The following is a 25,129-nucleotide window of genomic DNA, read 5'->3' on the forward strand; positions in this document are numbered from 1 at the left end:
CCTCTATTGTTGGTGCAGGTCGCCCGCGCGGCGGCTTTTGGCGGCAACGACCTGCACGAAATCCAGGGGCGCCCCCCTGCCGTCAGGCGCGGAGGCGGATACGGCCGCTGGGCGCCGTTGCCTGCGAGGGGATCATAGGTCCGCTTTCCGCGACGAAATGTTTGGTTTTCCGCAATTCTTGTGCGCTGTTCCGCAGGCTAAAGTTGGCTGACGCGCATAATTGCTGCGCCTTGCCGGGCGGCTGGGTCTCCGGTCTTCGCGGTCAGAGCTCTGCGTAAAGTTGCGCCGCATTCTCGAAGGTGAAGCGCAGCGGCACCGATCCCTCGACCTGCCACACGCTCACCGTGTCGCCTGCCATCAGCCGGCAAGCGTCGAGCGTGTTGGTCACGGCGCCGCCATAGAGGCGGTTGGCGAGGTTGAGGATGCCGGTCTGGTGCATGGCGCTGCTGCCGCTGCCGCAGGCATCCTTGACCAGGAGCACGCGAAAACCGTGCGCCACCGCGTCCTTCACCGTGGCGTCGATGCAGGCTTCGGTCCACACGCCGGCAATCACCAGCCATTCGATGCCGGCTGCTTCGAGCTTGTCGCCAAAATCGTTCCTGCCGAAGACGCTGGCTTCCTGCTTGACCAGAGTGGCTTCGCCGTTTTGCGGCGCCACTTCATGGCAGATCGCCGTCAGCGGATCGTCCTTGTCGGAGAAGGCCGACTTGCCGCTCTCGTCGAGCGGATGGAACGGCCGCGCCTCGGCGAGGTCGACGATATAGGCCCAATGATAGAGCGGCACGAAATTGCGCCGCGCCGCCTCCTGCAGGCGTTCGACGTTGGCGAGGATGTCGGCAAAGCCCTCGACCAGATAGCGTTTGTCCTTGCGATGCTCCTCCTGGAGATCGATGAACACCGCGGCCACCGTGCCGCGCCGGATGGAAATGGGGGATTTCATGCGGATGCTCTCAAAGGGGTGCGGCGGCGCGTCGGAATGTGCCGCAGCGTATCAGCTTCGTCATTCCAGCGCGAAGCAGCCGCGAAGCGGCGTCGCGAAGACCCTGGAATCCATTCCGTTACCTTGACCGAAGAGTGCGGCCCAACAGAATTCTGCACCGTTGCGGCGCTCGGACGTAACGGAATGGATCCTAGGGTCTGCGCCGCGTCGCTTCGCACCTTGCTTCGCCCGAGGATGACGACGACATGAGTGCTGCGGCCAATCTCGAACGCCTGCGACAACGTATGGGCGGCGCCAACACAGCGTATCGGCATCAAACCGCTCATTCCAGAAACTCATCCTCATAAGGAAACCGCGAAAGCAGCTCGGTCCCCGTTTCGGTAATGAGAATCTCGTCCTCCAGCTTGACGCCCTCGCGGCCGCCTTTCTCGCCGATATAGCTTTCGACGCTCACCACCATGCCCGGCACGATCATGCCGTCGCGGCCGTACGTCTCGTAATCCATCGCGTGGGCGATGAAGGGCGTCTCGCCATGCATGCCGACGCCGTGCATGACCGAGGTATAGCGCTGGTCGACGAAGCGGTCCGGGATTTTCCAGGCCCTCTCGGCGATCTCGCGGAAGGCCATGCCGGGTTTCACGATGGAAATGTTGTGCTGCACCTGGTCGTGCGCCATGCGGTAGAGCGATTTCTGGTAGGGCGTCGGCTTGCCCGGGCCGCAGCGGAAGGTGCGCGAGAAGTCGGAATAATAGCCGTAGCAGCCGATGGTGTCGGTATCGAGCGCGACCAGCTCGCCCGGCCTGATCTTGCGGCCGCTCGCCTCGTTGAACCACGGATTGGTGCGCTGTCCTGAAGTCAGCAGCCGGGTCTCGATGAACTCGCCGCCCTGGCGGATCACCTCGTGATACATAATGGCGAAGAGCTCGTTTTCGGAAACGCCGGGCTTGATCGCCTCGCGCACGGCGGCCACCGCGGCTTCGGCTCCGGCCATGGAAGCCTGCAGGCATCTCACCTCCTCCGGCGTTTTCACCGCGCGCACGGCAAGAATCTCGCCCTGGCAGTCCTTCACCTCGCAGCCGCGCTTTTCCAGAGCCACCGCCTGCAGATGGCTGCAGCGGTCGAGGCCGAGCTTCATCGAGCCGCCGCCATGCCTCTTCAGAAGCTCGGTGATCTCGTCGGCGAACGGCCCCGCCGTCTCGTCGTCGCGACCGGAGACGGAGGACCAGACGAGCTTGGAAGGACGCGCCTCGTCGATCGTGTCGAGCACCATCGAGACATGGTAGCTCTGCGGATATTCGAACAGCACGATTGGCCCATCGGTCGGGATGAAGAAGTAGCGGGTCGAATTGCGCAGGAAATAGCCGAACATGTTGCGCGAGCCGGTGGCGTAGCGCTGGTTATAGGGGTCGAACAGCACGACGCCGCCATAGCCCGCCTCGCGCATCCAGGCGCGCAGTTTGGCGAGCCGCCCCTTGCGCAGAGCGTCAGCGTCGATGAAGGACGGCTCGGTGTCGGAGAGCCACATGCCGCCGGCGGGATCGGCCGCGGCCGGATGGCGCATGCGGTCCTTGAAGTCCACATCCTCGGTGCTGTCGGGATCGAAAACGACGATGCTCATGGGTGCCTGGCCTTGAGTAGGTTGTAAATGCCGACCATGGCGCAGGAGGGGAGAAGGTATTGTGCGGAAAGCCGCTCATGCTGTGCCGGATGCCGCTGGCCGTGTGGAACTGCAACCGCTAAAATTCTGCTCGATGCCTCATCAGCTTTGAGACTTTGTGGTAAAGTCGCTGAATAATCTGGTATTGCGGACCACACCGTGGATTATCGAATAGCGCTTGGCCCCTTATACATCCTGCTTTTTTTCAGCTTCTGCCTTCTGGCCTATATTCAGCCGATTCTGCATTGGCTGGCCGACGATTTTGGCAACACAACCATGCTCGCATGTCTGGCGGCATATTTCGGCATTATCGTCGGATTGGTTTGGGCTATCAACAAAATCAACAAAGCATTCCCGACATTGGACCTTCCGCCTTCTTCCAATCGCCAAGGGGTGATCTGGGATGTCGCGGCGACCTATGAAGAGGCAAGGCCCAACGTCGCCGCCGAGAAATCGCCGCCTGTCAAAGTCCGGTCGGAAACTGGCAAACCGGACGTTGAACTCTGATCCTACCGCCGCCGCATCGCCTTCGGCGCCTGCCCATGCTCCTCCTTGAAAGCCCGCGCGAAACTCGACATCGAAGCAAAACCGCAGGCCAGCGCAACATCGCGCACCCTCAGCGTCGAATGCGCCAGCAGATCGGCGGCGCGCTTCAGCCTGAGCCGCCGGTAATAGCCGTTCGGCGAGATATCCAGCTCGGCGCGGAAATTGCGCTCGAGCTTGTCGGGCGAGACCCCAAGCCGCTCAGCCAGCTCCGCCATGCCGAGCCGTTCCTCGACCGCGTCCTCCATGATGGCGATCGCCGACAGCACCAGCTCGTTCTGCACCCCGGTGCGCAGGCGCAGCGGCATCAGCTTGCGGTCGACGCTCGACCGCAGGGGAGAGTGCACGAACCATTCCGCGACACCAGCGGCAAGCTCGGCGCCGTAGTCGCGCGTGATGATCTCCAGCATCATGTCGAGGCTGCCGACGCCGCCGGCCGAGGTAAAACGCTTGCGGTCGATGACGAAGAGATCGCGCCTGAGCTCGATGTCGGGAAACGCCTCGGTGAAAGCGGCCTGGCTGGTCCAGTGCAAGGTGCAGGCATGGCCGTCGAGCAGGCCGGCGCGGGCGAGGAAGAACGCCGCATCCGCCACCGCGCCGATATGCGCGCCACCGCGCAGGCTTTTGCGGATCCAGCTCATCGCCTCGTCGGCCACGACATGGTCGGCATCGCCGCCCGAGCAGACGACGATGCGATCGACCTTCGGTGCGTTGGCGGCCGAGAAGCCGGGCTGGATGACGACGCCGTTGGAGGCTTCGACCGTGCCCTGATCCGCGCCGACGATCACCCATCGGTAGCAGTCGCGCTTCGCAAGAATGTTGGCGCCGCGCAGCGGCTCGATGACAGAAGAAAACGCCATCATCGGAAAGCCGGGAAAGACCAGCACCGCAAAGGTGAGCGGGGTCTCGCCTGCCTCCGGCTGCGCGCGGTCGCGTTTTCGGTTGGCGAGAATGGCGCTCACGACTTGTGTATTTCCCGCGCGCAGCATTGGTGGCAGATAAGGCCAAACTGTAGCGGGCGCTTCAGCGCCTTAGCAACGGAGAAACGACCAGGATGTTTGCGGCAACGGCCCTCGACACGAGCAACAAGCCGGCCTTCTACGATGAGCTGGCCAGGCAATTGAAAGCGCTGCTGGAAGGCGAGCGAGACTCGATCGCCAACGCCGCCAACACCTCGGCGCTCATCTACCAGATGGTGCCCGACCTCAACTGGGCGGGTTTCTATTTCCTTCAATCCGACGAAGAGCTGGTGCTCGGCCCCTTCCAGGGCAAGCCGGCCTGCGTGCGCATAGCGGTCGGCAAGGGCGTCTGCGGCACGGCGGTCGATCTCGATATGTCGATGCTGATCAAGGACGTGCACGATTTTCCCGGCCACATCGCCTGCGATGCCGACTCGCGCTCGGAACTGGTCGTGCTCTTGCGCGACGACGAAGGCATCTTCGGCGTGCTCGATCTCGACAGCCCGCTGCCAGGCCGCTTCGACAAGGAAGACCAGGCCGGCATCGAGAAGCTTGCCGCGATCTATGTGGCCGCCAGTTCCTTTGAGGACTGAACTCTTAGCGGACTGCGGTACGGCTCCGCCGCTGGCTCAACGACCCTGTCTTGCGTTGCCATACGCGCGTCGTTATCTCTGGCGGAATATGACGCTCGCCAAGCGCGCCGAAGGGAGAAGATATGTCGCACAATCTGCAGTTCTATATCGAAGGCGTGTGGGTCGATCCGGTGGTGCCGAACAATTTCGACGTCATCGATCCGTCGAACGAAGACGCCTTCGCGCAGATCTCGCTGGGCACCAAGGCCGATGTCGACAAGGCGGTCGCTGCCGCCAGGCGCGCCTTCGCTACTTTCGGCTTCAGTGAAGTCGAGGAGCGCCTCGACATCCTCAACCGCGTCATCGAGGTCTACAAGAAGCGCAGCAAGGACCTTGCGCTCGCCGTCTCGCGCGAGATGGGCGCGCCGCGCCAGATGGCGCTGGACAGCCAGGTCGGCGTCGGCCAGGCGCATCTGGAGAAGATGGCCGAGGTGCTGAAGACCTTCCAGTTTCGCCATGTCAAAGGCTCCTCGCTGATCGTCAAGGAGCCGATCGGCGTCGTCGGCCTGATCACGCCCTGGAACTGGCCGCTCAACCAGATCACCTGCAAGGTCGGCCCGGCGCTCGCCGCCGGCTGCACCATGGTGCTGAAGCCGTCGGAGATCGCGCCGCTCGACGCCATCATCTTCGCAGAGATCATGGACGAGGCCGGTGTGCCGAAGGGCGTCTTCAACCTGGTCAACGGCGATGGCCCAACTGTCGGGCAGGCTTTGGCCAGCCATCCGGATGTCGACATGATGTCCTTCACCGGCTCGACGCGGGCCGGCATCCTCGTCGCCAAGGCGGCCGCCGACACGGTGAAGCGTGTGCATCAGGAGCTCGGCGGTAAATCCGCCAACATCCTGTTCCCCGACGTCGATCTGCAAAGGGCGGTGACCAAGGGCGTGGCCGGCTGCTTTGGCAATAGCGGCCAGTCCTGCAACGCGCCGACCCGCATGTTCGTGCCGCGCGACCGGCATGACGAGGCCGCCGGCTATGCCAGGACGGCGGCGGAGAAACTCACCGTCGGGCCGGCCGACGCGCCGGGAACGAAGCTCGGCCCGGTGGTAAGCCAGCTGCAGTTCGACAAGATTCAAGACCTGATCCAGAGCGGCATCGACGAAGGCGCGACCCTGATCGCTGGCGGCCCCGGCCGTCCGGCCGAGCTCAACCGCGGCTACTATGTCCGCCCGACCGTCTTCGCCAACGTGACGCACGACATGCGCATCGCGCGCGAAGAAATCTTCGGGCCGGTGCTGTCGATCATGCCTTACGACACGGTCGAGCAGGCGATCGAGCTGGCCAACGACACCGTCTTCGGCCTCGCCTCCTACATCCAGGCCAAGGACATCGAGAAGGCGCGCCAGGCCGCGGCCCGCATGCGCTCCGGCAACGTCTATATCAACTATCCGACGTGGGACGCCGGCCTGCCCTTCGGCGGCTACAAGCAGTCCGGCAACGGCCGCGAATATGCCGAATACGGTCTCGAGGATTTTCTGGAGATCAAGGGCATCGCGGGATACGCGGCGGCGGAGTAGGCGGAGCAGAGGCCGGCGCAGGCAGATAGGGAAAGGGCGCGATCTCGGCTTCGCCATTTGCCATGAGCCGCTTGCCGCGACAGCCGATCAGCTCTTCCTCGCCGCCTTCTTACCCGCGCCTTGCCTCGATGATGCCCACCATGGCGCGGGTGAATTCGACCACGCTGTTTGCCGTGATGGCGGCATTGTCGGGGCTCTGGCCGATTTGCTCGGCTGCTCCGCAGCACGAGCGGCGGATGAGGTCGTAATGAGCAAGTCTTTCATCGTCCGGCAACGCCGCCAGGTTCAAGGCTCGACGGTGAAGCATGCGCAACAGCTGCGCCAGCGCTGTTTCGACACTCATGCGTTTGGCTCCGCATCGGTCGAACGTCTCGGCACATAAAGCGCCGGATCGTCGATCAGGGGGCGGTTCTCGTCCCCGATCCGGCAAGGCTGCGCCTTAGTCGTTAATACATCGTTGATCGCTAATATGATCGGCGAAGCCTTTGGGGCGGATTCCCGGATGCTATCGGATGCGGCGGAGGCAGATCATCCCCGCGCGGTACGGCTAACATCCTCGACATTTCAAAATCTAACGATCGGCAAAATGCAACAGTAAGGATGCTTGGTAAGGGTTGATTCAACCCTTGCTGGTATGTAAAAGGTGGCGGCTCCGGCCAGGGGTAGGGTTGCCTGAAAGCCGGAGCCGCCTGCGCGGCCGATGGGTAGTGTCCGCGCTGTCCCAGAATAGGACAGCGCGGTCTACGATTCGTTAATTCGCTAATATATCGTCGTATGGGAAGCTCGCGGACAGCGATGCCGGCAAACGACATATCCCAAGCAATTGAATTCTCACACGAAGTTCTAGCTGCAAATCTGGATTCGAACCAGGACCGGCGGAGTTAATAGTCCGCTGGTCTACCCGTTCCCTATCACCAGCAAACGCTGCCAGCTCCCAGATAAGATCCACCATGTCTTTGGCCTTGTTTTCGGGGGGCGTTGGGATCGAGTAGGGATGGTGATGGGGTCGACAGACCGGCCCGGCCGTCATCCTGAATGATGATTGCATCGATGCACTTCGTCGCCCAATGCTCAAGCCCTTTGCCATGGTTAACGAGTCATGGGCCGGCGGGACCTTCATAAAGACTTTGCTAATATTAGAAAGAAGACAAGCCGTTCAGCGGAACAAGCCTCGCTGAACGCAGTTCGGTGCGACGTGGCGTCGGCTATTGCCGTCGCGTTGGGAGACAGCAGCGCAAGCGAACCCGACAGGAAGCCAAGCCTTCGCAAGGCCTCTCGCGAGCTGCCAAGAAATGAGTGGAACATCACCCAGGTGCGCAATGACTACCTCCAAACACATTTCAGCGTTCGACCTCGATCAGTTGCGAGAAGCCTTCAAGCAATTGACTCGCGAGCAAGGTATCACAGTCGAAGAACGGGACGTATACGCCCAGCTTTTCCTGAAGCAGACCTGCGCCCCAGTTTTTCCGCTCGGGCCTGAACGGCGGCCGGTTCAGGCTTCGAGTTAGCTTGGTGTGCCGCATCGACGGTTGCGGGTCCACGGCAGCTTCCCGCAAAGTCCGGCGACACACTTGCGCCAAGCCAGGCTTGTCCGTCGAGATCATGGCCCGAACGCCGCTGCAGCTCTGCGATAGATCACCAGATGGTGGGCCGGGGGGCCCCCAACTGATCTGGACGCCCTATGAAGCGGCGCTAAATCAAGCCGATGCGGGTTGCGTTCAGTATATTTACTTTTCTTTTTTGCACCGCCTCTCTTCAGGCCCAGGAGTGGCAGCCGTTTGGGGTCCGGCAACTGGGCTTCACATTCGATGTTCCGCCTGGTTTCGTCCTCACCCAGCATTCGGATCAGGGTGCTGCATTCCAAGGCGAACAAGACGCGTTTCTTGCCGTGTGGGGCGCCAGACTTGGAAGAGCCAGCTTTCGGGCCGAGATCGAGCATCGCATGCTGGAAGACGAAAAGGCCGGCTGGAAGTTGACGTACCGGCGCCTGACCTCGACCTGGGCCAGCTATTCAGGGATCAACAACGGCGAGATCCGATATGTTCGCGCCATCAGGGTCTGTGATGACCGCGCCGCGCTTTTCACGATCAACTACAGCAGATCGGAGAAAACGCCTTATGATCGGATCATTGTGCGAATGGTAAGATCCCTAAGGGCCGAAGGCTGCTAGCCTTAGGCCCAGGGTGGGTTTCGATCTGCATTGCCGGCATGCCCTGATGCTATTTTTTACGAGCGACACGCATTTCAATGATGCCCGCATCCTGCGGATTGACCGGCGGCCTTTCGCATCGCTTGCCGAACATGACGAAGCGCTGATCTCTTTCTGGAACGAGACCGTCACGCCTGACGACGAGGTCTGGCATCTTGGCGACTTCGCGCGCCACGGCAAAGCAGGCGGGGAGGCACTTCTGTCGCGCCTCAATGGGCGCAAGAACCTGATCATCGGCAACAATGACCCAGACGAAACGACCGCCGCCGACGGATGGGCCAGTATTCAGCATTACGCGGAACTCAGGTTCAATGGGGTGCTTCTCATCCTGTGCCACTATCCGTTCCGCACCTGGAATCAGATGGGCAAGAAGTCGATCAATTTGCACGGTCACTCGCATGGGAAGCTTAAGCCGCTTCCACGCCAGTACGACGTTGGCGTAGATGCTTGGAACTTTCGGCCGGTCCCGCTTCCAGCATTGATCCAAAAAGGCGGTGCCCGGGCGCAAGCTTCGCTAGCTTAAAGTAGGTCAGCCGGCCAGCGAGAGCATCAGGGGCGGCCGTTCTTTTGGACCGCGCTAACCGAACACCCGAGTCCTTCATCATCGACGGCGAGATGATCACGCGGGATCCCGACGGACGGCCGAACTTCCATGCCATCCATTCGCGCATGACCTGGAACGCCCAGGCTCGCCTTCGTCGCTTTCGACCTTCTCTCCTCAACGGCGAGCACATTCGTGCTCTGCCGCTGATCGAGCGCAAGGCGAGGCACTGGAAACTGATCAAACCGTAAGACGGGGCGCTCACACGGCGCGATCCGGCGCGAAGACCGAGATCGCCTTTGGGTGAACCTTGAAATGGGCCGGTGTCGACGTGACGATCTCGCCATCGGTGTTGACCGGCATCGCCTTCCGCGTCTCGATGTCGAACTCGACGCACCTGGCCGTGCGCACCTCACGCCATGCGCCATGCGTTCCAGAACGGAAAGAGCGGAGCATCAGCGCCAGCTTCCAGAGGTTCGTCATTTCCAAGCTATAGAGATCGAGATGTCCGTCATCGATCTCGGCCGTTTCTTCCACGACGTTGCCGCCGCCGTAGTGCCGACCGTTTCCAACCGCGATCTGGTAGGTTTCCACCTCGATCGCCGCGCCTTTCTCGGTAATCTTCGCGTGAAACCGCGCGGCCCGGGTCAACACTTTCATCGCCGCCAGCGCATAGCCCAGCCTGCCGAAGCGCTTCTTCAGTGCGGGGTCAAGACCCTGCGCCAGTTCGGTGCTGAGTCCGATACTTGCGACATTGAAAAAGGCATGACCGTTGACCGTCCCGACATCGATCAGTCGGGTTCGGCCTCGCGCGATCACATCGGCGGCCTGCAGGAGATCCATCGGAATGTTGAGCGTACGAGCAAGGTCATTCGCCGTCCCCATAGGAATGATGCCCATCGGCAGGCCGCTTTCCATGATCGCCGTCGCCGCCGAGGACACCGAACCATCGCCACCGCACACGACCACAAGATCGGCCATATGGCGTAAGCGAACGATGTCTCGAGCGATTTCAGGCAACGCCTCGAACATCTCAACGGTGACGGAAAGCCGACCTCGCCCCAGCCGCTCCACAATTGGCGCGAGCATCTCCTGGCCGCGCCGAGCCTTGGGATTGAGGAGCAGCAACGCGCGCCTTTTGGCTGCTTCGCTCATTCAAAGATCGGTCCGACTGATCATGGCTCAACGCAAATAGGGTGGCTGCTTCCGGATTTCGACCGCAAACCGACGCGAAACGTCACACCTGCCCCGCCTATGGCGCGCGGTTTCTAAGCGACGGAGAGCGTAGCGCGCCTGCGGCGTCGGATAATTCGCGGGCAAAAGGTCCACATTGGCTATGGCGAAGCGCTTTCTTGAGAAGGCGGGCTGAAGCGATCCGCTTTTTGCAGTAGGACTCCCGAGGAGCGAGAGAGCCGCCTTGGCTAGTGAAGTTTGTCCTTGGAAGGTTTGGCGGCCGACTCGCTCAAGATTTCTTTAAGCGCTTGCTCCAGCTCCAGCCCGAGCCCGATAATGGGCTCGGGAATCGCAATCACGTCATTCCGGCCCGCCACCACTTGCGTCTCGGCCGAAAGCTCCGAGACTGCTTTACCGGCCGATTTCGATAGCAGTCGCGACAGGTGCTGCCGCTGCAATGCGTGAACCTCTTCCAACAGGCTCAGGAGCCTCAATGCATCCTCGATCGGCAGCCTGCTGGTTCTGAGGCAGGCAATCCGCTCGTGCTGACGTGCGATGTGCCGCTCGCCCTGTCGGACGTGGCGCCGCGCCATGCTGATGTGGTCGTGGAGAAGCATTGCCCACAACGCGAAATCCCCCGCGTCGTTCCGTTGTGGTTTTGAGGCGCAAATCACAAAGGTTAATGCAGCGAGTTTCTTGCCCGCTTACATGCAGCAAGGCCGCAGTCTGCTCAAGCTTGTCGGTGCCGGTCGGATGATGAGAAGGGAATCTGATGAAGGCAATGAAGAGGGAAAATCGTCGCCGCTTGCTGATCCAACTCCGCCAGCAGGAGATGCGCTATCTAGAGCTGATCGACCAGACGCGAGTGATGGTTGCCAAGAGCTCCAGACTGGTCGAGCAATCCAGAAAACTCCTGTTGGTTCAGCGCAGCGGCGCATGCAAGACCAAGCCGGCAATTGTCAGTCTTGCCGCCATCCCGACGGTATCGCGTTCGCTGTAGCGCAGACCGCTCGGGCTGACCCCGCGCTCGGGCGCGCTTATTATCCATCTAGGGAGGCGTACCGTCTTGCCGGACGAGGGTTACGCCACCTTTTCGTCCCTCGAATGAAAGGCGACGAGATACGCTGGCCCGCCGAGCCGGAAATGACGGCAAAACCAAGCTCTGGTTCCCGCGTGGCTCCTCTGTCCACCCCTCGGGCGGGACTCTTTGCAACTCAGTGATTTTCGCTTAGCCGCATTGTCTGGCGCCAAGCGGCCTTCGAGCTTGGCCATGTTCAGCAGTGTTAATCTAAGCTTGTCGTTCGCCAGCTTGCGGCTAAGCTTGCAGTATTGGGGAAGACAGGGAAACAGATTTGCCTCGTCGATCGGTACGAGCCCATCTGCTTGGACTAATCGCAGCGGCCGTGTTGCCGGTCTGGCTGTTTGCTGCCTATCTGTTCGTTGCCTACGCCCTGCATGAGCAGTCTCGTATCGAGCAGGAGGCGCTTTGGATTGCTCGTCAGGTGTCGCTGGTCGTTGATGGCGAACTCGTCAATCTCAAGACCCTTCTGGAAGGGCTCTCCAAGTCGCCTGCTCTCGCCAATGATGATCTGCAGGCTTTTAGCAACGAGGCGAGCCGCCTCGTCCAGGGTACGGATCAGGTAATCACGCTGCGTGATCTCGGTGGCCGCGCCTTGGCAAGCACTCAATCCGCCAAGGGCTCCGAGCCTTCGGCCGAACCGCTGACGCCCGAGGAGCGCGAGCACCTGGATCTTGCTGGCGTGCTGGTCAGCAACGTGTTCGCCGCGCCGCGATCGAACGCATACCGGATCGCGGTCACCAGACAAGTGTCGGGCTCGAAAGGCCAGTCGTTGCTGCTTTCGATGTCGGTCCCGACGGAACGCATTCGCCTTGCTATGCTGCCCGCGGTCCCAGCGGGGTGGACGGTCGCTGTCGGTGATCGTGAGGGCAACTACGTTGCAAGGTCCAAGTTGCATGGTGAGGTGACCGGCAAGCCCGGTTTGCCGGAATATTTAGCAAAGGTCGTCGGCCGCTCCGGTACGTTCCGATCTCGCAATTTCGAAGGCACCACGCTGCTGGCCGGGTACTATCGATCGCCCTATTCGGACTGGTTCTACACCGCCAATGTTCCGCTTTCTGATGTTCAGGCACCTCTCTGGTGGTCTCTCGCACAGATTGGCGCAACAGGCCTAACTGCGCTGCTTTTTTCGCTCACTCTGGGCTACGTGGTCGGTAAAACCTTCACCAAGGCGACAGTCGACCTCGCCGCGCGCGCCGATGCGCTCGGCAAAGGGAGCGAGGTCAAACCTATGTCGACGTCTGTCGCCGAGTTCGACACGATTGCCCAAGCCATGATCAAAGCCGGCCGTGCAATCGCGGAACGCACGCGCGAGTTGGAAACCGTTCTGGATACGGCGCCGGTGGCGGTCTGGTTCACCTATGATCCGCAAGCGCGACAGGTGATCCGCAACCGGTTCGCGGCGGAACTGATGGGCCTATCGACGGAGTCCCGGAGATCCTTTGGGACGCCCGACTTGGTGATCGAAACGCTGGCGTACAAAGACGGCCAGACCATCAGCCGGGAAGACCGTCCGCTGAGCAGAGCCATGCGCGGCGAGGAAACTGACAGTGAGGAATTCGCCTATACGCTGCCATCCGGGGTGCAACGTTACCTGCTTTCCAGCGCGCGGCCCGTCCGCGATGCGGCAGGCTCGGTAATAGGCGCTGTCCAGATCAGCCTCGACATCTCCGAGCGCAAACGGAGTGAGGAGCAGCGCCAACTGTTGATCAATGAACTAAACCACCGGGTCAAGAACACGCTGGCCGTAGTTCAGGCAATCGCAAGCCAGACCATGCGCAGCGCAACCAGCCTCGCGCTCGCAAAGGAGGCGCTTTCGGCCCGGCTGGTTTCGCTGGCACAAGCGCATGATATCCTCACCCGGGAGAATTGGAGCGGTGCCGATCTCAGCACGCTCATTGCCGCCTCGATCGACCCGCATGCCTCTCTCGATCGGTTCGATCTCACAGGCGAGCCGGTTTGGTTGCCCTCGAACGTGGCGCTTTCCTTCGCGCTGGCCATTCATGAACTTACCACGAACGCCATCAAATATGGGGCGCTCTCCAATCCTACCGGATCGGTCTCGATCTCGTGGCGGTTGGAATACGTCGATGAGGGCCGAATTCTGGTCCTGGAATGGTGCGAGGAAGGCGGCCCGCCGGTCGTGCCTGGCAAACACGGCTTTGGTACGCAACTCCTGCAGCGAGTGTTCGACAGCGAAAGAACGGGCGGGGTTGAGCTGGTCTACGATCGCTCCGGGCTGCGTTGCATTTTTAAGGTGGGATTGGACCGCAGCAAGTAGCGTAAGTGCCGACGCAAACACCAGACGGCGACGAGACCCGCGACGTCTTTCAGCACTACCACCTAGGAAGAATGGAGAGTTTGGCCCGGGAATTTAGGGGGTGCCTGTTCCGACAACTTCCAAACGTCTAATATGCCCAAATGCAGCGGTGTCGCATCGCCTTCGGTCCGTTCGTGCTCGATCCCGACATGGGGACGCTTCTTAAAGACCAGATCCCGATCACTGTTGGGCATCGTGGGCTGACGCTGCTTGCTGCCCTTACCGCACGGCCCGGTGAGATCCTGACGAAGGCCGAGCTGATGGACGCTGCCTGGCCGGGCACCGCCGTTGAGGAAGGCAACCTTACCGTCCAAATCGCGACGCTGAGAAAGGCACTCGGTCCGGCTGATAACGGCGGTGAGTGGATCGCCACAGTGCCTCGCCTCGGGTACCGCTTCACGGGGGCTGTCGAGCCGGTGGCGAGCGCGTCCTACGGAGCGATCCCACCGCCCGGCAAGCCGTCGATCGCGGTGCTGCCCTTTGTCAACTCGGGCGGCGATCCGGACCAGCAGTATCTCAGCGACGGCATAACCGAGGACATAATTACGGAGCTGGCCAGGTTCCGCTCCCTGCTCGTCATCGCACGCAATTCATCGTTTCAGTTCCGTCACCCCGCATTGGACACTGCCGAAGCCCACCGCAAGCTCGGAGTTCGCTACCTCGTCGCAGGCAGCATACGAAAGCTCGGTGATCGCATTCGGATCACCACACAATTGATTGATGCCGCCACCGGTACCCACCTTTGGGCCCAACGGTACGACCGGGCCCTCAACGACATCTTCGCATTGCAAGACGAGGTTGCGGCTCTTATCGCCTCGATGGTCGAAGGCCAAGCGGAGGCCGATTCTGCGAGCCGCAGCAGACGCAAGCGTCCGACCGATTGGGACGCATACGACTACTACCTGCAGGGGCGCGCGCACTTCTACCGATATGAACTGGACAAGGCCGACCCCTCTTCGCGCAGTGTATCAAGCTCGATTCGGCATTCGCTCAAGGTCACGCCTTCCTGGCGCAGGCCCTCGTCGGCAGATTTTGGTACGACAACGATCTGCGGACGCTACAGAAGGCCTGGGACGCCGCTCGAACGGCGCTCGCTCTCGACAGGAGCGATGGCGTCTGTCATCAGAGCATGGGGCTGGTGCTTACCCACATGCGCCAACACAGCGATGCGGGAGTGCATTTCGAGCGAGCGCGCTCGTTGAACCCGCTGGACGTGAACATAGCGGGGGATTACGCAAGCTGGCTCAACTACGGCGGACGGGCCGAGGCGGCGCTCAACGTGCTCGAAACAGCGCTCCTGCGCGACCCGGTACCACCGATGTGGTTCTGGGAGGTGAAGGGTAGCTCCCTGTTCCTGCTTGGAAGGTACTCGGAAGCCGTCGGTTCGTATCAGAAGGCTGGCGACCAGTTCTTCGTCCATGCCTTCCTCGCAGCGTCGTACGCACATTTAGGCGAGGCGGAGAAGGCGCGCGCTGAAGTCGAGGAAGCACTGACCAGGAAACACGACCTGACTCTCCGGCTGATTTCAAATCTCCCGTTCGCCGACCATGTCGCCCTCGGGCTTTTCACATCAGGCTTCAGAAAGGCCGGTTTTCCCGCCTGAGCGCACCCCAGGGAAGGCTATTTTCACACTCGGAGGGGTAGATGCTTTCCCATCTCAAATTTGAATGCGGGTGCACCTCGTGCGGCCCACAATAATGCATGCCGAACTATCTGTTCGAAGTCTTCCGAAATGGGCAAAGCCTCGGCGATGCTTGGGTCGACCTCGGCAACCTCACCGACCTGCGACGAGAAGCGCTGAAGGCGCTTCACGATATCGCCGCAGACGAAATCGCCTCAAGCGACTTGGATGAGACTGTGACCGTTGCCGTTCATGACGAAGCCGGCAGGCCGGTATATTCCGCAAGTCTCACCGTTTCGCAGCCGTTGCCCGCCTTCAACGGCTAGGAGTCGTGCGCTCATCCTCCAGCGGCAGGAACGCGCCCGGTCGGAGCGAAGCCGGAACTGGTAGTTTGATGAGTGTGGGGGAAAGACGGCAGCGGAAGAGAGCCTTTCCTGCTGCTGATCCTGATAGCTCAAGGCCCTTTCGCCTGGTGCCATCTACACTGAACCGGCCCAGGCAAAGGTTCGGTTGCCGAATGGTGTGAGTAAGAAAACCTGAAGGGTTGAGGCGACCTACACGCGTCATTGGTTCGCCTCAGGCATTGTTTCATGATTGCACTCGTCCGCATTGCCCTCAGCCGGCCCTACACGGTTCATCTTGTTGGCGCTGCTGATCCTGATCATCGGCCCGCTCGTGGCCCTGCGCTCGGTGTGCCCCCACACCCAGCGGCGGGCTAAGGTGACCGGCGCCTTTTCTCGTGGGGGAGAATTGCCTGAGAGCCCGGCGCCGGCCTAGCGACTAGTGGTCCGCCGCATATGCAAGATAGCTAATTTCTACCTCAAAAGGACATGGTGTGATCGCGTAACCTCTTTGGCAATCGCCCTGGCGATCAGGAATAATCCTCACCGGTGCGGCGACCCCAATTTGCGAGGATCGCCATGACAATGAAATTTCCCTTCACGGAAGACACACTCGGCAAAAAGCTGGAGGCCGGGACGGGTCTTTCTGTCTATTGCCTCACTTGCCGGCGGTCGGCGGTATTGGACGTTGCCGCACTGGTGAAACGGCTCGGGCCAGACCATAAATGCCTGCTTTGCGTACCAGTTGATGGGATCGCCTACAGGACTGTTGTTCGATGGCGCAAGAGTGATCGCGTAGGCGTTGAATTCAAGGGCACCGAGCCAAAGCCGAAGTTCCATTACGGTTGAATGCCGGCTCCGGCCTTCCTGTCTCTAGTGGCAGAAATGTCACGCAATCTGAATATGCAGCGCTTCAACTAGGGCGCGCTTATGATCCCACTTACCGAGGCGTACCGTCTTGGCTGCGAGGGATGCGGGGACCACTGGAGCGCTCGCTGCGGCAACGCAGCGGGCGCTTCGCATGGGAGCGATGGCGATGTGCAGCGGAGCAGGGCTAGCATCCGGCTTCCGGGCTTTCTGTCAGCTCACTCTCCGGCTGGACCGCCAGCGCGCGGTCTCGATGTCGTCGCGGGAAATCCCCATGTCGCTGAGCATGTCGTCCGGTGAGTCGCTCAGATCGTCAGTTGCCTTCAATAGCGCCCTCTGATCGGCTCGGCGACCAAACCAATCGACAACGGGACCAGCTACGACAAGAGGAAGGTTCATAAGCATAGGAAGGTTCACAAGCATCAGGGCACTCCCTTCACCGCTGCACAAGCTAGGCCGACGCGCCAGGAGCGTATGTAACAGGATTCACAGACCCGTTAGTGCCTGCTAAATCAAGAACGTGCCGAGAACATCACGGCCATTCCGTGTGAGCGGGAATGTTTTGCAATGCACGGAAAACAAGGGCTTAGGTGAGAGCGTGTTGCAAATGTGATGTAACCACGGTCCGGAGACCATGTTTTCATCTAAGGCATTGTTCTGCTTGGATATTTCGTTGGCTGGGGTTCATGGAAGCTTTTCGAACTTTCTTGGTCGCGCCTCAGCCGGAATTGCGGGTGCTTATATCGGCAGTGAGAGCGAGGAGCCGGGGTAGAAGAGAGTCCTGCCTTGCAAGCCATCTTGAACGTGGGACGGATTCCATAGTGCCTCGCCAAGTTGGGTGGCACTCCTAAGTGTTTAGAAGCTGAAGTTGCGCGGCGGCGTGGGTCCGACTGACGCAGCGCGTCGATTGTGTCTGCGATGATCGTCCGCCCCCTCAGGAACACAATTGGAAGGTTCGCCTTGATAGGATCGGGACTAAGGCTCCGTCTATCCGTGGTGGCCGCGAGCGTTTCCAACGGTATCTCACATACTCCTAGAATTCCTAGATCGTTGCAGTGCCGGGTCATTGGACCCGGCAAGCAAGAAGTGCCCCACGGGTGACATCGACCCTGCCACTCTCCAAGCAGAACGATCACTCTAGTTCTGCTTGTACGGGTGCTCTTCAACAAGCACGATTGGGGGGCGCGGCAAGTTGTTCGATATTACTGGCTGCCGTTTTTCGCAATCTCATCACATCTGGCTTGTGAAGGCCAACCGTCAAGAAACGTTGTTATAGGTACTCCGAGGTTCTTCAAGAGAAATTGCGAGGGAAGTCAACGCTTGTCAACGTGAAATTAGCGATAAGTAATATATGGAATCAGTATATAACTGTGTATGCTCTTCGTGCCATTCCAAAAGAAAAGATGACTTCGGCTCTTTCCTTTCACAAAACACTTAACAAGCGATCACGAATATGTTACCGGTTTGATTGTGGGGTGGAGGGGCGACATCTGCGACCAAACTGAGGCGGCGAAGTTTCATAGCGTCTGGCGCGGCGCTTGACGCTAGGTCTTGCTGCGCTAACGCGATGGGCCGTTCGCCATCTCGTGGATCATAGTTCGCAGGTATCTGCGGCGAACCATAGAACTCGTTTGGAGGCAAATTGTACCGGCAGATAGTGCTGCTGAGCCATACCCGACATGCCTGATCCCAAGGATAGTGCGGTTTTCGCGCGATCCTCTGAAACCTAGCATCCAATCTGCGCCTCGCTGTGGGCTGCGCGGTAGTAATTTTGCCTTGGCCGTATTCAGGATTGAGCTATGCGTAGGTGCGAAGACATAGGTCAGGGAGATATTGCCACGATGACGAAGCTTCATAGCCCAAGAGTCTGGGCCAGTCGCGCCTTCATGGACTCGACGCGGATCAAAGGGTTCACGGCGGATCCTTTGCCGACCGGAATGCGTCTCGGTCAGATGGCGGAGTTGAACGAAACCGGCGAACGGATGTCGGCCGATCATTTCCCGAAGGAGATATTCGCCAAGTATCCGGACAAGAAAGAAGGCAAGCAGGAGGATCTAGTTCTTGCCGCAGGCGCGGTGGTGATTTCGGCGGCCTGTGCCGATGTGCTGCGGCAATTCGATCTCGGTCATTCCTCGCTCTATCCGATCAAGCTCCTCCAGCATGACCGCAAGACGCCTGTGGAGGGCGAGTATTTTTGCCTCAATATCGGCGAGCGCAAAGATGCTTTTCTGGCTGAGTCTTCACGAGAGGTCACTAAACTCGGATCCGGGAAACTACTCGTGCGATCCTATCTTCCCGACGATGATGTGGCGGTCAGCCCGGCTGCGCTCGATGGCCCTGATCTGTGGGTAAGTCCGCCCTTGATCCGCATTTTCTTTCTGAGCGACCGGCTAACCCAAGCACTACGGGCGGCAAAAATGGGAAGAGTTTTCGGTTTTCGCACCTGCCGTATTGTTGAAACTGACTGATATCGTCCAAGGGGGCATGTCATGGCGATACCTTTTGCGTTCCAGATACACCATATTTTTCCAACAAAATTGTTTGATGACCCACGAATTGCAGAATCTCTGCAGCAGTTACTTGCTGTAACTGGCACTAACTTCACAATGGATATGGCTGGCAACGAGATTGCGCTCTTCAGCGACCCCGAAGTTGCGGCCTATGTGCGGGCGCTCACGAATGCAGACGGAAGCAATGTCTACTACGACAGCGGTTTTGGCAGCGTAATTCACACAGGCGATCACCCGGGCTATACCGAGTTTCTCACCCGCAGTATTTTTGAAGTTCTTGAATCTAATCTGACAAATGATCAGAAGATATCGGAAGTATACAAACTCCATTACTTCGCGACACAAGTCAGTCAGGGGCTTGTCACCTTCGAAGGCCAGACTTTGGGCGTAGCGGGCACTGCGGTCTATGCGGACACTCTCGCCGACGCTTATGATAACTTGGCCGTCAGTGCCACCTCATTGCAAGCACACATCAGCGGGCTGAGCAGGACGATAACAGATGGAGAGGACCATAATCTGCAGGCGCGACTCAATTCGATAAGCTCATTTGTCACGCTTTCTTTTCAGAAGGGATACCTAAATACCGATCAATACGACGCTAAATTGTCTCAGATTTCTGCGGTTCAGCTTGGTTTGGATCAATCAGGAGGATACCACGATGATCTGGCAGGTATGCTCAAGGCGAGCACGGCCATAACACAGATCAGCATTGCCGCGAATTTTGAAGTTAGGAATAGTTTTGGGGTACAATCGAAGCTAAATGAAATCCTCTCGTACCATATTTCAAACTTTGTCGCACTAGAGGCCAATAATCTTGACGTTGATCTATTTAACAACGCAATGGAAGCCATTTCGAAGTTCTCGGATCTGTTGTCCAGTGTCCCCTCTGACATGCTGCCGAACGATCTGTCTCACTTCGACCAGGCTACCATTAATCGGATGGCAGCAATTCATAACAGCACACTTGTCGGGGTGGGCGGGGGTCTCCTTGGCGACACGGTTGAGTTTCTCAACTTAGCATATGACGCCATCAAAACCGGCCGCCGGACCGGGGATTGGAGCGATCTGACGGAGGTGATTGTCAACTACGGCATATCGGCGGTTCTCAGTGCAATGGCGATAACCGTGGTAATCGCTGTCGTGGGCGAAATCTCCGTGGCCGCCGCAGCCGTCGTCGCAACTGCCTGGGCGGTTGCCGGCGTCATCGACGCTGTTTCCAACGGCGCGCAACTACTCGACAAGATCTTGACGGATCTTGAGGTTCGCGACGATCTTCCCGGTTGGTACGCTGATCTCGCAAGACTGTTCAATCCACCTCCTCGCGATCCGCTCGTCATCGATCTGGACAGGGATGGAATCGAACTGACAGCCTTTGACACATCAACGGCCTATTTCGACCTCGATGGCGATGGCTTCGCAGAACTGACAGGCTGGGTTCGACCGGATGACGGCCTATTGGTCTTGGACGAGAATGGAAACGGACGCGTTGATGATATTGCCGAATTGTTCGGCTCGCAGAACTCGCAAGGATTCGAGGAACTCAGCCATCTCGACGGTAATGGCGACAACGTCATCGATGCCAGCGATGCCGCATTTCTCTCCCTGCAGGTATGGCGCGATGCTAACGGCGATGGTTCGTCGTCGCCGGATGAACTTCGTTCCCTGACGGACTACGGCATTACGGCTCTCAGTCTTGAGACTTCCCCTTCGACTGCAACGCCAAGCGGCAATCGGATTCTCAGCACGAGCCATGTCACCTGGAGCGACGGCGCCGAAACACAATCGGCAGAGGTCGCTTTCACACTTTCACAGTTTCAAAGCCGTTACGTACTGCCGGAGAACTTCGCATACGACGCTGACGTATACAGCCTGCCGAAACTCGCCGGCTATGGGGACGTCCCTGGCCTCTGGGCCGCCATGACACAGGACGACTCCCTGAAAGCGGAGGCCGAGGCTGCGATCGAGACCGCCCGTGGCGGCGACTTTGACGAATTCCTGGCCGGCATGGACGATCTTCTGTTCGATTGGGCCGGTGTCGAAGGCGTCCGTTGGATGGGGGACGTGGAAAATCTTTATGTAAACTTCGCCTATGACGCCAATGAGTTGGCCGAATACCTTGAGGTACACATCGTCGCGCCTGGCAGTGGGCCCACCCCGCCCCAACCCAAGGGGTACGTGTTCTCGATGGAAAGCGTGGACCCTGCGAAACTCCAGGAGTGGCTGGCGGCCAATAATCTGGCTCTACCTCCGCTCTTCAGCGGCAACCTCAGCGGTGTAATGCTGAATGCCACGTTGCCGACCATTACCTTTGGCGGAGGAGGTGGAACAGGTGGAAGGCGGGCTGTGCTGTCCCTAAGCGACCTGGGAAATCAACCTCCTCCCGATCCGACTTCAATATTGCCCGCGCCAGCACTGGCCTTTCTGCAAAAGATCATGGGCCAGGACTACAGTGTCGCAGGAAACTTCCTGGCCCCCAGCTCGGTCATGGTTGGTGAACCAACCGCGCAGAACGCAGTGGCCTTAATGGAATCGTATTCGGAGGTGAAGGACTATTACACCGCTCGCTTCCTTGCGCAGGCGGCTTGGTCGATCATCGCACGAGAAGGATCCGAGGCAGACCTTGGTGCGCTGGCTCCGTTCATGAATATTTTTGTCAATCCTCTGACCGCTCAAATAGATGGGGACTTCGGTCGCTTGGCGCTACAGGTCATCGAAAAATTTCGCGGCGAAAACTTGGGATCAGATTCAGATGCGGTCGCGTTGCTTGCGGTATTCAGAAAGGAAATACCGATCCTACCGGCAGTGATAATAAATTTCTTCAGCGACATTGATAGATCAACTATTTTGAACGCATTCGATCTTGCAGAGGTCGATGGAACGGATGATGGAGAGACTTTGAATGCCACTGCCGCTGCTGTCATCGAGGCCTACGGCGGAAACGATACTCTGGCAGGCAGCAACGGCAACGATACGCTCATTGGCGGCATCGGCAACGACGCACTCAACGGCGGCGCCCGCAACGACACCTATGTGTTCAACTCCGGCGATGGCTCCGATACAATCGGCGACAGCAGCGGGAGCGACTGGCTCATTCTAGGCGTCGGGCTCACTGCCGCGAACGTGACCTTCAACGTCTCCGGCAATGACCTGCTGATCAGCGATGGCATCAGCGGTGATCAGATCAGGATCATGTATCAATATTCCTGGGGTTCCACGTCATCGCAGATTGAGACGCTGGTCTATGGCGATGGCACCTCGATCAGCCTGACCGGCGGTCTGCCGATCGTCGGCGGTGCCGGCAACGACACCCTCAACGGCACCAACTTCGCCGACACGCTGACCGGCGCTGCGGGCACCGACACGCTGAATGGCAGCGACGGCAACGACACGCTCAACGGCGGTGCCGGCACCGACACGCTCAGTGGCGGCAGCGGCAACGACACCTTTGTCTTCAATTCCGGCGATGGTATCGACACGATCAACGAGAGCGGCGGCGCTGACACCATCCAGTTGGGCGCCGGGCTGACGGCCGCCAACGTAACGTTCAACGTCTCCGGCAACGACCTGGTGATCACCTACGGCGCCGGCGACCAGATCAGGCTGACATACCAGTATTATGCCTACTCGACTTCCTATCAGGTCGAGACCCTGGTCTATGGCGACGGCACCTCGATCAGCCTGACCGGCGGTCTGCCGATCGTCGGCGGCGCCGGTAACGACACGCTGAACGGGAGCAACGGAAATGAGATGCTATATGGCTTGGCGGGCACCGACACGCTCAATGGCAGCGATGGCAATGACACGCTCAGCGGCGGCGTCGACAATGATGCGCTCAATGGCGGCAGCGGCAACGATACCTATGTCTTCAACCCCGGCGACGGCTCCGACACGATCAACGACAGCAGCGGGGCTGCCGACAACATCCAGCTCGGCGCTGAGCTGACCGCCGCCAACGTGACCTTCAACATCTCCGGCAACGACCTGTTGATCACCTACGGCGCCGGCGACCAGATCAGGCTGGCATACCAGCATTACGTCTACTCGACCTCCAATCAAGTCGAGACCCTGGTCTATGGCGACGGCACTTCGATCAGCCTAACCGGCGGCCTGCCGATCGTTGGCGGTGCCGCAGATGATATCCTCAACGGCACCAACTTTGCCGACACATTGATCGGTGCCGTGGGCAACGACACGCTCAATGGCAGCGACGGCGCCGACACGATCGTTGGTGACATTGGCAACGACGCGCTTAACGGCGGTGCGGGCAATGACTCCTTGACCGGCGGCATCGGGATCGACGCGCTCAACGGCGGCAGCGGCAACGACGTCTATATTTTCAACGCCGCCGATGGGACCGATACGATCAACGAGAACGGTGGCGCCGATACAATCCAGTTGGGTGCCGGTGTGACGGCTGCCAACGTGACCTTCAACGTCTCCGGCAACGATCTGCTGATCACCTACGGCGCCGGCGACCAGATCAGGCTGGCTTACCAGTATTATGCCTACTCCACCTCCTACCAGGTCGAGACGCTGATCTATGGCGACGGCACTTCGATCAGCCTGACCGGTGGCCTGCCGATCTTCGGCGGCGCCGGCAACGACACGCTCAACGGCACGAGGTTTGGCGATACACTGACCGGCGGGGCGGGCACCGATACGCTCAATGGCGACGACGGCATCGACACACTCAATGGCGGCATCGGCAACGACGCGCTCAACGGCGGCAGCGGGAACGACACCTATGTGTTCAACTCAGGCGATGGTTTCGACACGATCAGCGAGAATGGCGGCACCGACACGATCCAACTCGGCGCCGGGCTGACCGCTGCCAACGTCACCTTCAACGTCTCGGGCAACGATTTGCTAATCACCTATGGCGCCGGTGACCAGATCAAGCTGGCGTACCAGTACTATGTCTACTCGACGTCCTACCAGGTCGAGACGCTGATCTATGGCGACGGCACTTCGATCAGCCTGGCCGGTGGGCTGCCAATCGTCGGCGGAACCGGCAACGACACGCTCAACGGCACTGCTTTCGCCGACACACTGACCGGCGGCGCGGGCACCGATACGCTCAATGGCAATGCTGGCAGCGACACACTCAATGGTGGACTCGGGGTCGACGCGCTCAACGGCGGCAGCGGGAACGACACCTTTGTGTTCAACTCAGGCGATGGTTCCGACACGATCAACGAGAATGGCGGCACCGACACGATCCAACTCGGCGCCGGGCTGACCGCTGCCAACGTCACCTTCAACGTCTCGGGCAACGATCTGCTGATCACCTATGGCGCCGGTGACCAGATCAAGCTGGCGTACCAGTACTATGTCTACTCGACGTCCTACCAGGTCGAGACGCTGATCTATGGCGACGGCACTTCGATCAGCCTGACCGGTGGCCTGCCGATCTTCGGCGGCGCCGGCAACGACACGCTCAACGGCACCAGCTTCGGCGACACGCTGACCGGCAACGCAGGCGTCGATACGCTCAACGGCAATGGCGGCAACGACACGCTGACCGGTGGAGCGGGCAATGACACTCTCGACGGCGGCTCCGGCAATGACACCTATGTGTTCAACGCCGGCGACGGCTCGGACACTGTCTACGATACCGGCGGTGGCACCGACACCATTCAACTCGGCGCCGGACTGACGGCGGCCAACGTGACCTTCAACGTCTCGGGATCCGACCTTCTGATCAGCGACGGCGTCAGCGGCGACCAGATCAGGCTTGTCAACCAGTACTACTGGGCGTCCACCTCCTACCAGGTCGAGACGCTGGTCTATGGCGACGGTACCACGATCAGCCTGACCGGCGGTCTGCCAATCGTCGGCGGCGCAGGCCACGACACGCTCACCGGTGGCAGCTCAAAGGAGGCGCTATACGGATTTGGTGAGGTCGATGTGCTGAATGGCGGAGCAGGCAACGACACGTTGAGCGGCGGAGCGGACAGCGACACGTTCATCTTCCAGGCAAGCTTCGGCAACGATACAATCACCGACTTCACCGCAGGAGCAGGGTCAGAGGACGTCATCGACTTTACAACCAATGTCTTCGCCGACTTCGCCGCCGTGCTGGCCGCGGCGACACAGGTTGGCTCAGACACTGTTATCACGCGGGACGCCGGTAACGTTCTGACGTTGAAGAATTTTGCGATGTCGAACCTGCATCAGGACGACTTCCAGTTCGTCGCCGCTTGAATTGAACTGGAAGTCAG

The 25,129-nt window shown here is 59.7% G+C and carries 22 protein-coding genes; 14 read left to right on the forward strand and 8 right to left on the reverse strand.

The features are described from left to right. Nucleotides 1–262: 262 nt before the first annotated feature. From EOA49_RS13380 to EOA49_RS13390, 3 genes are read right to left on the reverse strand one after another with little or no spacing between them, the layout of a single operon-like run. Nucleotides 263–940, reverse strand: coding sequence for an isochorismatase family protein (locus EOA49_RS13380; RefSeq protein ID WP_127241461.1), 678 nt, complete (start codon nt 938–940; stop codon nt 263–265). Next, nucleotides 937–1,266, reverse strand: coding sequence for a hypothetical protein (locus EOA49_RS13385; protein WP_127241462.1), 330 nt, complete (start codon nt 1,264–1,266; stop codon nt 937–939). Before EOA49_RS13385 ends, EOA49_RS13380 begins: the two co-directional genes overlap by 4 nt. Beyond that, the gene (locus tag EOA49_RS13390; RefSeq protein ID WP_095801245.1) at nt 1,263–2,558 is read right to left on the reverse strand and encodes a Xaa-Pro peptidase family protein; all 1,296 of its coding nucleotides are present in this window, start codon (nt 2,556–2,558) and stop codon (nt 1,263–1,265) included. Before EOA49_RS13390 ends, EOA49_RS13385 begins: the two co-directional genes overlap by 4 nt. Before the next feature lie 198 nt (nt 2,559–2,756). Between EOA49_RS13390 and EOA49_RS13395 the strand changes: the two genes are divergently transcribed. After that, nucleotides 2,757–3,104, forward strand: a complete 348-nt coding sequence (locus EOA49_RS13395; protein ID WP_067329908.1) for a hypothetical protein — start codon at nt 2,757–2,759, stop codon at nt 3,102–3,104. Between the two features lie 2 nt (nt 3,105–3,106). Here the strand turns inward: EOA49_RS13395 and EOA49_RS13400 are convergent, their stop codons facing one another. After that, nucleotides 3,107–4,003 (reverse strand): GlxA family transcriptional regulator, encoded by an 897-nt coding sequence (locus EOA49_RS13400; protein ID WP_245460638.1) that lies wholly within the window; start codon nt 4,001–4,003, stop codon nt 3,107–3,109. Nucleotides 4,004–4,194: 191 nt separating this feature from the next. On the opposite strand from EOA49_RS13400, the gene EOA49_RS13405 reads away from it, so the two are divergent. Both EOA49_RS13405 and EOA49_RS13410 read left to right on the forward strand, forming a co-directional pair. Further along, nucleotides 4,195–4,692 carry a GAF domain-containing protein gene (locus tag EOA49_RS13405; protein ID WP_067000588.1) on the forward strand — a complete coding sequence of 166 codons (498 nt, stop codon included), beginning with the start codon at nt 4,195–4,197 and terminating at the stop codon, nt 4,690–4,692. 122 nt (nt 4,693–4,814) lie between these two features. Further along, nucleotides 4,815–6,248, forward strand: a complete 1,434-nt coding sequence (locus EOA49_RS13410) for an aldehyde dehydrogenase family protein (RefSeq protein WP_095801246.1) — start codon at nt 4,815–4,817, stop codon at nt 6,246–6,248. Between the two features lie 109 nt (nt 6,249–6,357). On the opposite strand, the gene EOA49_RS13415 is transcribed toward EOA49_RS13410, so the two are convergent. Together EOA49_RS13415 and EOA49_RS13420 are read right to left on the reverse strand one after the other, a co-directional pair. Then, complete coding sequence (locus EOA49_RS13415; protein ID WP_067329916.1) at nt 6,358–6,591, reverse strand: hypothetical protein; 234 nt, start codon at nt 6,589–6,591, stop codon at nt 6,358–6,360. Between the two features lie 997 nt (nt 6,592–7,588). Beyond that, nucleotides 7,589–7,852, reverse strand: coding sequence for a hypothetical protein (locus EOA49_RS13420; protein ID WP_095801247.1), 264 nt, complete (start codon nt 7,850–7,852; stop codon nt 7,589–7,591). A gap of 101 nt (nt 7,853–7,953) precedes the next feature. Here EOA49_RS13420 and EOA49_RS13425 point away from each other — a divergent pair, with 101 nt between their 5' ends. Genes EOA49_RS13425 through EOA49_RS13435 form a run of 3 tightly spaced genes read left to right on the forward strand, consistent with a single transcriptional unit; the run spans nt 7,954 to nt 9,249 of the window. Beyond that, entirely contained in the window at nt 7,954–8,418 is a 465-nt protein-coding gene (locus tag EOA49_RS13425) for a hypothetical protein (RefSeq protein ID WP_067329922.1), read from the forward strand. Nucleotides 8,419–8,464: 46 nt separating this feature from the next. Next, nucleotides 8,465–8,980, forward strand: a complete 516-nt coding sequence (locus tag EOA49_RS13430) for a metallophosphoesterase (RefSeq protein ID WP_067329925.1) — start codon at nt 8,465–8,467, stop codon at nt 8,978–8,980. A gap of 44 nt (nt 8,981–9,024) precedes the next feature. Then, a complete protein-coding gene (locus EOA49_RS13435) occupies nt 9,025–9,249 on the forward strand; it encodes a hypothetical protein (RefSeq protein WP_067329928.1) in 225 nt (74 codons plus the stop codon). A 10-nt stretch (nt 9,250–9,259) separates the two neighbouring features. Here the strand turns inward: EOA49_RS13435 and EOA49_RS13440 are convergent, their stop codons facing one another. Both EOA49_RS13440 and EOA49_RS13445 read right to left on the reverse strand, forming a co-directional pair. Continuing rightward, nucleotides 9,260–10,153 carry a lipid kinase gene (locus EOA49_RS13440; protein ID WP_067329930.1) on the reverse strand — a complete coding sequence of 298 codons (894 nt, stop codon included), beginning with the start codon at nt 10,151–10,153 and terminating at the stop codon, nt 9,260–9,262. 266 nt (nt 10,154–10,419) lie between these two features. Beyond that, on the reverse strand, nt 10,420–10,788 hold the full coding sequence (locus tag EOA49_RS13445; protein WP_067329933.1) for a hypothetical protein: 369 nt from the start codon (nt 10,786–10,788) through the stop codon (nt 10,420–10,422). Nucleotides 10,789–10,943: 155 nt separating this feature from the next. Here EOA49_RS13445 and EOA49_RS13450 point away from each other — a divergent pair, with 155 nt between their 5' ends. The 8 genes from EOA49_RS13450 (at nt 10,944) to EOA49_RS13480 (ending at nt 25,112) form a co-directional block, all read left to right on the forward strand. Beyond that, nucleotides 10,944–11,171 carry a hypothetical protein gene (locus EOA49_RS13450; protein ID WP_067329935.1) on the forward strand — a complete coding sequence of 76 codons (228 nt, stop codon included), beginning with the start codon at nt 10,944–10,946 and terminating at the stop codon, nt 11,169–11,171. 403 nt (nt 11,172–11,574) lie between these two features. Then, nucleotides 11,575–13,530, forward strand: a complete 1,956-nt coding sequence (locus EOA49_RS13455; protein ID WP_245460633.1) for an HWE histidine kinase domain-containing protein — start codon at nt 11,575–11,577, stop codon at nt 13,528–13,530. A gap of 173 nt (nt 13,531–13,703) precedes the next feature. Continuing rightward, entirely contained in the window at nt 13,704–14,771 is a 1,068-nt protein-coding gene (locus EOA49_RS13460; protein ID WP_245460635.1) for a winged helix-turn-helix domain-containing protein, read from the forward strand. Beyond that, on the forward strand, nt 14,768–15,172 hold the full coding sequence (locus EOA49_RS33480) for a hypothetical protein (RefSeq protein WP_245460636.1): 405 nt from the start codon (nt 14,768–14,770) through the stop codon (nt 15,170–15,172). Before EOA49_RS13460 ends, EOA49_RS33480 begins: the two co-directional genes overlap by 4 nt. Before the next feature lie 98 nt (nt 15,173–15,270). Then, complete coding sequence (locus EOA49_RS13465; protein WP_067000612.1) at nt 15,271–15,516, forward strand: hypothetical protein; 246 nt, start codon at nt 15,271–15,273, stop codon at nt 15,514–15,516. 600 nt (nt 15,517–16,116) lie between these two features. Further along, entirely contained in the window at nt 16,117–16,380 is a 264-nt protein-coding gene (locus tag EOA49_RS33485; RefSeq protein WP_245460637.1) for a hypothetical protein, read from the forward strand. 1,859 nt (nt 16,381–18,239) lie between these two features. Further along, entirely contained in the window at nt 18,240–18,866 is a 627-nt protein-coding gene (locus EOA49_RS13475; protein WP_127242128.1) for a DUF1629 domain-containing protein, read from the forward strand. A gap of 21 nt (nt 18,867–18,887) precedes the next feature. Beyond that, nucleotides 18,888–25,112 carry a calcium-binding protein gene (locus EOA49_RS13480; protein WP_127243187.1) on the forward strand — a complete coding sequence of 2,075 codons (6,225 nt, stop codon included), beginning with the start codon at nt 18,888–18,890 and terminating at the stop codon, nt 25,110–25,112. The last annotated feature ends 17 nt before the right edge of the window (nt 25,113–25,129 follow it).

This window comes from Mesorhizobium sp. M1A.F.Ca.IN.020.04.1.1 (assembly GCF_003997315.1).
Taxonomy (GTDB): Bacteria; Pseudomonadota; Alphaproteobacteria; order Rhizobiales; family Rhizobiaceae; genus Mesorhizobium.

Coding starts and splice junctions, on each gene's coding strand:
- EOA49_RS13380 (WP_127241461.1), bottom strand. CDS start 940: ATGAAATCCCCCATTTCCATCCGGCGCGGCACGGTGGCCGCGGTGTTC.
- EOA49_RS13385 (WP_127241462.1), bottom strand. CDS start 1,266: ATGAGCGGTTTGATGCCGATACGCTGTGTTGGCGCCGCCCATACGTTG.
- EOA49_RS13390 (WP_095801245.1), bottom strand. CDS start 2,558: ATGAGCATCGTCGTTTTCGATCCCGACAGCACCGAGGATGTGGACTTC.
- EOA49_RS13400 (WP_245460638.1), bottom strand. CDS start 4,003: ATGATGGCGTTTTCTTCTGTCATCGAGCCGCTGCGCGGCGCCAACATT.
- EOA49_RS13405 (WP_067000588.1), top strand. CDS start 4,195: ATGTTTGCGGCAACGGCCCTCGACACGAGCAACAAGCCGGCCTTCTAC.
- EOA49_RS13410 (WP_095801246.1), top strand. CDS start 4,815: ATGTCGCACAATCTGCAGTTCTATATCGAAGGCGTGTGGGTCGATCCG.
- EOA49_RS13415 (WP_067329916.1), bottom strand. CDS start 6,591: ATGAGTGTCGAAACAGCGCTGGCGCAGCTGTTGCGCATGCTTCACCGT.
- EOA49_RS13420 (WP_095801247.1), bottom strand. CDS start 7,852: ATGATCTCGACGGACAAGCCTGGCTTGGCGCAAGTGTGTCGCCGGACT.
- EOA49_RS13425 (WP_067329922.1), top strand. CDS start 7,954: ATGCGGGTTGCGTTCAGTATATTTACTTTTCTTTTTTGCACCGCCTCT.
- EOA49_RS13430 (WP_067329925.1), top strand. CDS start 8,465: ATGCTATTTTTTACGAGCGACACGCATTTCAATGATGCCCGCATCCTG.
- EOA49_RS13440 (WP_067329930.1), bottom strand. CDS start 10,153: ATGAGCGAAGCAGCCAAAAGGCGCGCGTTGCTGCTCCTCAATCCCAAG.
- EOA49_RS13445 (WP_067329933.1), bottom strand. CDS start 10,788: ATGCTTCTCCACGACCACATCAGCATGGCGCGGCGCCACGTCCGACAG.
- EOA49_RS13450 (WP_067329935.1), top strand. CDS start 10,944: ATGAAGGCAATGAAGAGGGAAAATCGTCGCCGCTTGCTGATCCAACTC.
- EOA49_RS13465 (WP_067000612.1), top strand. CDS start 15,271: ATGCCGAACTATCTGTTCGAAGTCTTCCGAAATGGGCAAAGCCTCGGC.
- EOA49_RS33485 (WP_245460637.1), top strand. CDS start 16,117: ATGAAATTTCCCTTCACGGAAGACACACTCGGCAAAAAGCTGGAGGCC.
- EOA49_RS13475 (WP_127242128.1), top strand. CDS start 18,240: ATGACGAAGCTTCATAGCCCAAGAGTCTGGGCCAGTCGCGCCTTCATG.
- EOA49_RS13480 (WP_127243187.1), top strand. CDS start 18,888: ATGGCGATACCTTTTGCGTTCCAGATACACCATATTTTTCCAACAAAA.